Here is a 9,712-nt window from a genome sequence, read left to right as displayed (position 1 = left end):
AACATTTGCTTCCAGCCAATTATGTTCTTGTTGTGGATATCAAAATAAAGACGTTAAAAATCTAAACCTACGTGAATGGGACTGTCCTTCTTGTCGTACAAACCATGATAGGGATATTAACGCAAGTATCAATCTAAAGAATGAAGCGATAAGGCTTCTAACCGCAAGGACTGCGGGGTTAGCCTAATTAATTAGAGTTCGATAGAACTCTTTACTTAGGAATCCCTCACTTCTAAACGAAGTGAAAGTGGGGGTAGTTCAAGTATGATGGTACAATGAAAAATGAAGTAAAATACAAAAAGTTAATTCAACAATTAAGACTAGCAGGTTTTAGCATTAAAGCAATTATTGTAGATGTCCCAATAAAAGTTGCCTTAGAGCGATCTAATTTGCGTTTTAAAGTAACAGGAAGATTGGTACCCGAATATATAATTAAAGAAAGTCATATGAAAGTAGCGATTACATTTTCTAAAATTAAGGATTTAATAGATTGCTATACTTTATATGATAATACCGGGAAGGAACCAGAAGTTTTTGCTTTTAAAGAATCAAAACGAGTAAAAGAAATTATTGTTGATGAATCTCGAAATAATCAATTTATCGCGAAATCAGCTCTTGTTTTTTAGTGAATATATATTTTATAAATTTTATAAAATAATTAATAGATATTATCCTGACATTTTTTTATATTATTGATATAATAAATACAGGAGGCGATATAAATGGAATTTAAAGACCTTATGAATTATATTGAAGAAAATAAAGAAGAGCATTTTCATGATTTAATCGCTAAAAATGAACGGGAAATTGCAAAAAAAGAAGAAGAAGAGAAATAAAAAATTAAAAATAGAAGAGTTGACCTTTTGGGTCAACTCTTTTGTTTTTATAAATGGATATAAAGTTGGATTTCTCAATTGTTGAGTAAAAGGAATTGCAGAATTTTTCTGTAGAAAAGGTTGTTTGGTATTGAAAATGAAACAGACAATTTGCTAATCATAGGAGAGTTTTTTAGTATTATATTAAATAGAAAATAGCGTAATGAGTTAACGCTTTAGGAGAGAGTATATGAATCATTTTATTGTTATGCAGGGGCATACATATCAAGAGGAAAAAGGATTAGAAATTATTTGGTCACCTAAAAAGGATAGAGGCGGTAATGTACCACATTCATGGAAAAGAATGATGGATGTAAAAGAGGGGGATCGAATCTTTCATTATGTAAAAGGGAATATTGTAGCAGTTAGTATCGCTGAAGAAAATTGTAAGGAATCGAATAAACCATCGATTATGAAAAGCAATGATCAATGGTTTGATGAAGGCTATTTGGTATCTTTAAAATATCATGAGTTAGAAAAACCAATTAATATACGTGAGAAATTTGAAGAGATATCGCACCTGTTGCCAATTAAATATTCACCTTTTCAATCAGATGCAAATGGAAACCAAGGTTATTTATATCCATGTAATGAAGAATTAGCTCTTAAATTAATGGAACTAATTGGTGATTCAAACATTTATAAAATAAATGATGAGCAATTAGAGTTGGCAGTTGATCCGGTAAGAAGGACAGAAAACAATACATTAATTCCGGTTATAGCTGAGACGGAATCCGAAGTGAAAGCGAAAATACGAATTGGACAGCAAAAATTTAGAGAGGAATTAATGGAGATTTGGAACGGAAAATGTGCATTATGCGGAATAAATTTACCAGAATTGCTAAGAGCAAGTCATTCTAAGCCATGGAAAGATAGTACAAGTATGGAACGCTTAGATCCGTATAACGGTGTACTACTGTGCTGTAATCATGATGCTCTTTATGATAAAGGGTTTATCACATTTGATGGGCAGGGACGATTGCATATTTCCTCATTAATAGTGGAAACAGATTATTTGAAATTTGGATTAATACCAAAAGTTAAGATAGGAATTCAACCGGAGAATAAATTATACTTTAAGTGGCATAAGAGGAATATTTTTAAAGTGAAATAGTATAATTTTTAACTTCAAGGAAAGGAAGAACATAAGAGAGACGAATTGGGTTATCCAGTAAAGGGGAATGGTACATGTATAACTGTAATAAATGTGGGACAGAAATGATTATGCAATTACAAGATAGATATAGAGAATATTGTCCCAAATGTGAAGAGCTTAAACCAAATAACTTGGTATACTATAATCTATATCAATTACTAGATTATATGGAAGCGAATCACTACATGAGTAAGGAAAATATGCTACTTAATTTTTTGAAATGGGAGTTTGATTTAACGAAAGGGAATATATTCAAGTTATATCTAGACATAGATAAATATGATCAATCCAATGATGAGGATTTTACAAGACAATTAGAGGATTATATGAAGGGAATTCGATTAAAATTAAATGTTAAATATGAAGATGATTATATTTGGATTAAGGTTAATTAGATGGAATTCTAGATGTAATGAATTTTGTTTTAAAGAGATAGTAAGTAATTGAGAGGAGATTAATAGTTATGGAAGATTTGCAAAAGGCAGTAATAAAATTTCGAGATGAGAGAAATTGGGGGCAGTTTCATAATGCGAAGGATCTAGCAATTTCCTTAAATTTAGAAGCATCAGAGTTGCTGGAGGCTTTTCAATGGAAGTCTAGTGAAGAAGCAACAGAGACGAAAATGCAGGAAATAAAAGAAGAAATGGCGGATGTAATGATCTATTTACTTATGCTAAGTGATAAATTAGATATCGATCTAGAAGAAGTAGTACATGCTAAGTTGGTAAAGAATGCAGAGAAATATCCTGTAGAAAAAGCATTTGGAAGTAATAAAAAATATAACGAACTGTAAAGCGATAATCGTTTTACAGTTTTTTGAAATGGTTATGGGAAAGCAGATGGTTGAGATCATGATTTGGATGTATGGATTGTATTCTAAAAGTATGCAATCCACACATCCTCAAATATTCTTAAAATTAAAAAGTAGGGAGTTATTCAAATGCTATCATTTGCAGCAAAATTATCTTCATTTTACATAATTAAAAAGAAGCGAAAAGAGTTTGAGCAAGGTTGTATTAGAGACCCTAAAATAGATGGAATACCAGTAGTTTATATTCAACGAGATAAAAAGAATTTATATGTAGGTAAGTCCACAGATATTTATGGCCGTTTCATTGCACATTTAAATGATGAAGATAAAACATTCAAGGAAGTTATTGTGATAAAGAGTGATTTATTTAATGAAAGCTCAATTAAACATATTGAAACATTATTAATTGAATATTTATTAGCGGATGAAAAATTTAACTTACTGAATAAAATCAGAGGACAAAAAATTCATTCCTATAATGGAATTGAAAATGTTGAAAATATGTTTGGAGAAATTTGGGCTCAGTTAATGAAAGAAGGTATAGCTAGTGAGAATTTAGGTGAGATACATAATAAATTTATTTATAAATATTCACCATTTAAAGAGTTATCGGCAAATCAAATTGAGGTTTGCAAAGACATTTTTAATACAATGCTTACTACATCAAATAGTCGAAATTTGATTACAGGGGACCCGGGTACCGGTAAAACAATTGTATTAACAAATATCTTATATGCGCTTGCTTATGACGATAAAACTGGTAAAGCACGTGAGGGGCTGTCTCATGAAGACATTGCACTTATTGTCCCACAAAATCATTCTTTAAATTTATATAAGAGTTTAATGAAAAAACTAGGTTTACAAGGTATTACAGTACTTTCACCTTCATTATTTATTAAGAAAGCAAAAAATAGAGGATCTAAATATAAATATGTTTTTGTAGATGAAGCTCATCGTCTGAAACAATATTTTGGTAAACAAGCACGTGATTTAAAACATTTAGTTACTGATGATGGTTATACAAACGAGTTGGAATTAATAGAAACATTTGCATATCATTTAACAATAGTTTATGATCCATACCAAACGATTCGACCAGCAGATATAGATACAGATTCATTCCAACGGTTGACAGCGAATTATAAGAGGCATCCCTTACATAAACAATTCCGTTTAAAGTCTGGAGATCAATATTTAGCATGGCTTCGTAAATATTTACAAATAGCAAATAATGTTGGAGTGTATGAAGAAGGGTTATTGCGGGGCTATGACTTTAAGGTAATGGGCTCTATTACAGAATTGAATGAATCTATGAAAATGTTAAATGAAAAACATGAATTATGTCGCGTAGTCGCAGGTTATTCTTGGGAATGGATTACACAAAAGGATAAAAATCAATATGATATAAAAGATCCTGTTACAGGTGAGACATTCAAATGGAACTCAAAGGTAAAAGGTTGGATTAACTTTGAGAAAAGTATAGAGGAAATAGGATGTATACATACTACACAAGGTGCGGATTTAAATTATGTTGGTGTGATTTTAGGAGCTGAAATTGATTGTGATTACGCAGGTGAAGAAAATGGAGACTATGATTTAAATAAGGCTAAGATTGTAGTGAATCCAAAAGAATATAAAGATCGAAACGGTCTTCCAATTAAGGGAACAGATATAAATAATGAGGAGTTAACATCCTATATTAAACGTATTTATTACGTGCTATTATCTCGCGGGATAAATGGATGTTATGTCTATGCAGTAAATCAAAATATGCAAAGATATTTAAAGGAAATAGTAAAAGCAAGTCAATAATTATGAAAAGGGGTTACCTTTAATGTGGTAGTCCCTGACAATTAGATAGCATTTAATAAGTATTTAAAAAGCCTTACTACACACAAATTGTAGTAAGGCTCTTATTATCTCTATAGAAATAAGGATTAGAAAATAACTTATCCCCTCGGAAGAAAAAGACTTTATTTTAACTTCCCTATTGATAGGTTAACACGATAATTCCCATATTTTAATAGTCGACCTAGAAAGTTATCCAATTCTTCATTAGAAGAAAAATGTGTTTTTAATAAATAACATCCTTCACCACTTACACGATGTACTTCAGATATTTCTTCTTCTTTTTGAAAGAAATCCATAAATTCTTGATGATTAGCTGATGTGACAAACAAAGTAACAAATGCAGTCACGGTTTGTCCTAGTTTGATTCGGTTTATAGCGATTGTATATTGTTCAATAATCCCTAAATCCTCTAATCTCCTAATTCGATTTCCTACAGCCTGCCCAGTCATATGTATTTTTTGACCTAGTTCTTTCCATTGTATTCTTGAGTTTTCTCCTAATAATTTCAGTATCTCAAAATCTGTTTGATCAATAATATAAACCAATCCTTTCATCGTGAAAGTAGAAAAGCAGAAAGTGTTTCGCCAACTTATTCAGCTTATCGATACAATTCACTATACTAAGTTTATCCTCTTACATCGCATTGTTTATCAGTTATATTTACTTATAACACAGAGGACGCAACAAAAAAATACATCTAGATTTAAAGGAGGTTACTAATATGTTATTACAAGATATTTTATCGTTCAATGAACAATTTGTAGAAAATAAGGAATACGCTCTTCATGAAGCAACAAAAATGCCTAAGAAACGTATGGTTGTTGTTTCTTGCATGGATGCTCGTTTAATTGAGCTACTTCCAAAAGCTTTAGATATACACGATGGAGATGCAAAAGTTATCAGAAATGCAGGTGGTAAGATTGCTTCTCCTTTCGATAGTGTTATGCAAAGTGTTGTAGCATCAGTATATGATCTAAATGCAGATGAAATCTTTCTTATCGGGCACCATAGATGTGGTGCAAGCCAAACTAATCCCAAAGGAACACTTCAAAAAATATTAGATCGTGGAGTAGCTTCACCAGAAATTTTAGCAGCAATTGAATATGCTGGTGTTGACCTTGAAAAATGGTTATTTGGATTTGATGATATCTGTGATTCGACCCAAGCTAATGTTGATTTAGTAAGAAATCATCCACTTATTCCAAAAGATGTTCCTGTACATGGTTTAGTTATTGATCCTCACACAGGTAAATTAGATGTAGTAGTTGATGGATATAAAACATTAAATGGTATGAAACATTAATCATTACTTAAATGAAGGGAAGTTATTAAATATGAATAGACAAGAAGCTACGCAAAAAATTATGGAAGCAAAAATCGCAAAAGGTTTAACATGGGAAGAAATTTCAAATGTAAGTGAAAACTCTGAGACTTGGGTTGTAACAGCATTATTAGGGCAGGCTACAATGACACGTCCGGAGGCAGAAAAAATCGGTAAACTATTAGAATTAGATGAAGAAGTAGTTCAGGCATTAACAGTAGTTCCACTTAGAGGTCAAGTAATGCAAATGCCTCCTACAGACCCAATCTTATATCGATTATATGAAATGATGTTACAATACGCTCCAACTCTTAGAGAATTAATATTAGAAAAAGCTGGAGAAGGTGTAATGAGTGCAATCAACTTCAATCTAGGTGTGGATACACAAGAAGATCCAAAAGGTGGCGATCCTCGTATCGTTATTACACTTAACGGGAAATTCTTACCGTTCCGTACATGGTAATTAATTGAAAATCTATCTATATAATTAAATTGATTTTATAGAGTTACAAAATCCATCCTTTTTAATTTAACTGTATAGAAAGGATGGATTTTTACTATGAGATTCTTTTTGGGTAAAGGAGAATAATATGAATAAAAAATACTTTAATACAAGCTTTAATATTCTACAGTGGTTTGTTTTTTTATTAGCAAATGCAATTGCATTGCCTATCATTATTGGTGGCATATTCCATTTATCAGTAGAAGATATTTCAACATTAATGCAACGAACTTTTTTAGTCGTGGGAATAAGTTCATTTATACAAGCATGGTTTGGGCATCGCTATCCCATAGCGGATGGTCCAGCCGGTTCATGGGTAAGTATATTTGTCATACTGGGCCAAGTTGCTATGCATCAGGGACAAAGTGCAAAAGACGTGTTGCAACTTTTAGAAGGTGGGTTAATTATTGCAGGTATATTACTCTTCGTTCTTGGTATAACAGGGCTTGTTCATCGAATCTTACGTTTATTTACTCCTTTAGTTACAGGGACATTTCTTTTAATTTTAGCACTTCAACTTAGTGGTGTGTTACTAAAAGGAATGATGGGATTACAAGGATCTGCAACTCATCCTGATTATCCAACAGCTACTATTGCGCTCTTTGTTTTTGCTCTTATTACTTTCTTATCAATTAAAGAGAAAGGATGGATGAAAAGGTACGCTATGTTACTTGGAATTTCATGTGGTTGGTTTTTGTATGCTCTTTTAGGAAAATCATCTTATATGCCTACACACACAACGCTAGTTAAGTTACCAGAGATATTTGCTTGGGGCACACCTAGATTGGATATTGGAATGACCCTAACTGCAACTTTATTTACATTTCTTTTAGTTGCAAATACAATTGCTGCTATTTCAGCTGTAAAACAAGTAGCTCCCTTATCTAAAGAAAATGAAAAGCAAACATTGAACCGTGGTGTATGGGTCGGAGGTATATCACATATTATCTCGTCGTTGTTTTCTACAATTGGTATTGTACCATTACCTGCATCAGCAGGATTTATTCAATTAACAGGACAAAGAAAAGTGAAGTCATTCCTTATAGCAAGTCTTATATTAGCAGGAATTTCTTTTGTTCCCTCAATCGTAAGCTTTATATCCTTGCTTCCAGGCCCTATTGCCAATGCTGCACTTTTAGCAACATTTGTCCAAGTAATAGGCATTTCATTTCAATCGATTTTAAGCGAAGAAGTAAATCAACGCCGATTAACTATATTAGGAATTACATTATTAATCAGTTTAGGAATAATGTTTCTTCCAGAAAGCGCATTTAGCGGCATTCCTTCTTCCTTACAATATGTTTTAATGAATGGATTACTCGTGGGTACTGATATGATCCCCTTATAGTAGACAGTTGAAAGAAAGTTACTTTACTGTTTATTATGGAGGGGATTTTTTATGGGGAAAATTAGAAGAACTTTTTCAATTGATTTTAAAATGAAAGCTATTGAATTGTACTCACATAGAGGAATTGGAAGCAAATTAATTGGAAAGGAATTAGGAGTTACATATTCAGTTATAGATAGATGGATTAAAAAATATGAAAATGAGGGGATTCTGGGCCTACAAGAAAAACGTGGAAGATCTAAACAAACAAATGAAGTCAGTCAAGACGCTAGAATACAACGATTAGAAGCGGAAAACGCATACTTAAAAAAGCTATTAGCTACGAAAAAGGAGATGAGGTCAACAAAAGTAAATCAGTAGAATACGAAGTCATTCATACCTTAAAACAGAACTTTTCAATTGTATTGCTTTGTGAAATTGCAGGTGTTTCAAGAAGTGGATATTATAAGTGGGAAAAAAGAATCAACGATCCCTCTGAAAAGATGAAAGAGGATCAATTTATCATATCTAAAATAGTAGAATGCGAACGAGATCCAGATATAAATGGAAGCTATGGTTACCGAAGAATTTGTATATGGCTCAAAAAGTATTATGGTTTACAGATAAATCACAAAAGAGTATATCGTTTAATGAGGAAAATGGGGATACAAGCTAAGATTCGAAAGAAAAAGTGGAGGCATTTTGGTTTAAAAGAACAATGCGTCGTGTCGGAAAATCTGTTAAACAGAGAGTTTTCAACTACAAGACCAAATGAAAAATGGGTTACAGATATAACCTATCTTACCTTTAACAATAAGCGCATATATCTTTCCGTGATACTAGACCTTTACAATAACGAAGTTGTGGCCTACCAAATGAGCGAATACAACAATTTAAAATTAGTTACAGACACAGTCAATAAAGCCTTAAGAAAAAGAAAAGTCCACGAAACAGTATTACATAGCGACCGAGGTTATCAGTATACGTCAAAAAAATATAACCAATTACTTAAAAAGCACAAAATAACTGTGAGTATGTCTAGGAAGGGAAATTGTTACGATAATGCATGTATAGAGAGTTTTTTTAGTCATTTTAAGGCAGAATGCTTTTATAGACATACGTTTCATGAAAAAGCAGAAGTTTTTAAGGCTACTAAAAGATATATGGGCTATTACAATAACAAAAGATTTCAAAAAAGATTAAACAACCTTAGTCCTATTGAATTTGGAACTAAGGCTGCTTAATGAAAAGACACCTAATCTATTACTGTCTACTTGACAGGGGTAAGACCATACCGTCATTGTCATTCTATTGGAACAGTTTTGGAAAGAGTAAAGTATTTATATGCTTTTTTATTTGGAAGAAAATATAGGTTAAAAATCAGCATTTGGAAATATTTTAAAATATCTTGATATAAACCTATGTATTTTGTAATATATAGGTATATTGTTAGTTTATTTGATTCCGTTCATTCCCACACCTTATGTGTTGTGGTTGAGTTGTAGAAGTAAGTTTTGTTCTTACTTTAATTTTGAAAGGGCTTCTTTGAGCCGATTAGTGTAATTAGCTTATTTTGCTATGCACAATTAATCGACTTGAGGAGGCCTTTTTTGTTTGGGTTTAAACAGGTATAAATATATATTTCTGTATAAAACAACAGATTAAGATAGGCAGTTTATATAGGGTGAGAAAACATATGAGTAATTGATTTGTTTATCAGGGAAATTGGAGGGATATGTAGTTTTTTTACGTTAAATGTATACACGGATATATGAAACTGTGATTGTAAAATAGATACATAATAGATTTACGAATCGCAGCAAAAATAATTATATAGAAGTTTTGTAGACGACATAAATGTACTCATTA

Annotated in this window: 11 protein-coding genes and 1 pseudogene; 11 read left to right on the top strand and 1 reads right to left on the bottom strand. The window is 31.8% G+C overall.

Features of this window, described 5'->3' with window-relative positions:
* The 6 genes and pseudogenes from ACTJJY_RS29050 to ACTJJY_RS29025 all read left to right on the top strand — a co-directional run.
* Nucleotides 1-187: zinc ribbon domain-containing protein (locus tag ACTJJY_RS29050; RefSeq protein ID WP_440607210.1), on the top strand; the 187-nt coding region annotated here is incomplete at its 5' end.
* A gap of 70 nt (nt 188-257) precedes the next feature.
* Nucleotides 258-626 (top strand): annotated as a pseudogene (locus ACTJJY_RS29045) (zeta toxin family protein); the annotation flags it as partial.
* Between the two features lie 439 nt (nt 627-1,065).
* On the top strand, nt 1,066-1,989 hold the full coding sequence (locus tag ACTJJY_RS29040; RefSeq protein ID WP_440607209.1) for an HNH endonuclease: 924 nt from the start codon (nt 1,066-1,068) through the stop codon (nt 1,987-1,989).
* 74 nt (nt 1,990-2,063) lie between these two features.
* Nucleotides 2,064-2,426 (top strand): hypothetical protein, encoded by a 363-nt coding sequence (locus ACTJJY_RS29035; protein ID WP_440607208.1) that lies wholly within the window; start codon nt 2,064-2,066, stop codon nt 2,424-2,426.
* Nucleotides 2,427-2,494: 68 nt separating this feature from the next.
* Nucleotides 2,495-2,824 (top strand): nucleotide pyrophosphohydrolase, encoded by a 330-nt coding sequence (locus ACTJJY_RS29030; RefSeq protein WP_100616765.1) that lies wholly within the window; start codon nt 2,495-2,497, stop codon nt 2,822-2,824.
* 147 nt (nt 2,825-2,971) lie between these two features.
* Nucleotides 2,972-4,654 (top strand): DNA/RNA helicase domain-containing protein, encoded by a 1,683-nt coding sequence (locus tag ACTJJY_RS29025; protein WP_440607207.1) that lies wholly within the window; start codon nt 2,972-2,974, stop codon nt 4,652-4,654.
* Nucleotides 4,655-4,815: 161 nt separating this feature from the next.
* Here ACTJJY_RS29025 and ACTJJY_RS29020 read toward each other — a convergent pair whose 3' ends face one another.
* Nucleotides 4,816-5,247 carry an Lrp/AsnC family transcriptional regulator gene (locus ACTJJY_RS29020; protein WP_000677474.1) on the bottom strand — a complete coding sequence of 144 codons (432 nt, stop codon included), beginning with the start codon at nt 5,245-5,247 and terminating at the stop codon, nt 4,816-4,818.
* 167 nt (nt 5,248-5,414) lie between these two features.
* On the opposite strand from ACTJJY_RS29020, the gene ACTJJY_RS29015 reads away from it, so the two are divergent.
* From ACTJJY_RS29015 to ACTJJY_RS28995, 5 genes are all read left to right on the top strand, one after another.
* On the top strand, nt 5,415-5,996 hold the full coding sequence (locus tag ACTJJY_RS29015; RefSeq protein ID WP_440607206.1) for a beta-class carbonic anhydrase: 582 nt from the start codon (nt 5,415-5,417) through the stop codon (nt 5,994-5,996).
* A 31-nt stretch (nt 5,997-6,027) separates the two neighbouring features.
* Nucleotides 6,028-6,477 carry a cyanase gene (gene cynS, locus ACTJJY_RS29010; protein WP_440607205.1) on the top strand — a complete coding sequence of 150 codons (450 nt, stop codon included), beginning with the start codon at nt 6,028-6,030 and terminating at the stop codon, nt 6,475-6,477.
* A 127-nt stretch (nt 6,478-6,604) separates the two neighbouring features.
* Nucleotides 6,605-7,864: a purine/pyrimidine permease gene (locus ACTJJY_RS29005; protein ID WP_440607204.1), complete on the top strand. Its 1,260-nt coding sequence runs from the start codon at nt 6,605-6,607 to the stop codon at nt 7,862-7,864.
* A gap of 51 nt (nt 7,865-7,915) precedes the next feature.
* A complete protein-coding gene (locus tag ACTJJY_RS29000) occupies nt 7,916-8,224 on the top strand; it encodes a helix-turn-helix domain-containing protein (RefSeq protein ID WP_000516502.1) in 309 nt (102 codons plus the stop codon).
* Nucleotides 8,146-9,087 (top strand): IS3 family transposase, encoded by a 942-nt coding sequence (locus ACTJJY_RS28995; RefSeq protein ID WP_440607212.1) that lies wholly within the window; start codon nt 8,146-8,148, stop codon nt 9,085-9,087. The genes ACTJJY_RS29000 and ACTJJY_RS28995 overlap by 79 nt, the downstream gene beginning before the upstream one ends.
* The last annotated feature ends 625 nt before the right edge of the window (nt 9,088-9,712 follow it).

The sequence above is a fragment of the Bacillus sp. 22475 genome, assembly GCF_052044835.1.
In the GTDB taxonomy this organism is placed as follows: domain Bacteria; phylum Bacillota; class Bacilli; order Bacillales; family Bacillaceae_G; genus Bacillus_A; species Bacillus_A cereus.
The sequence above is the reverse complement of the archived record's forward strand: the minus strand, read 5'-3'. Positions and strand labels throughout refer to the sequence as shown.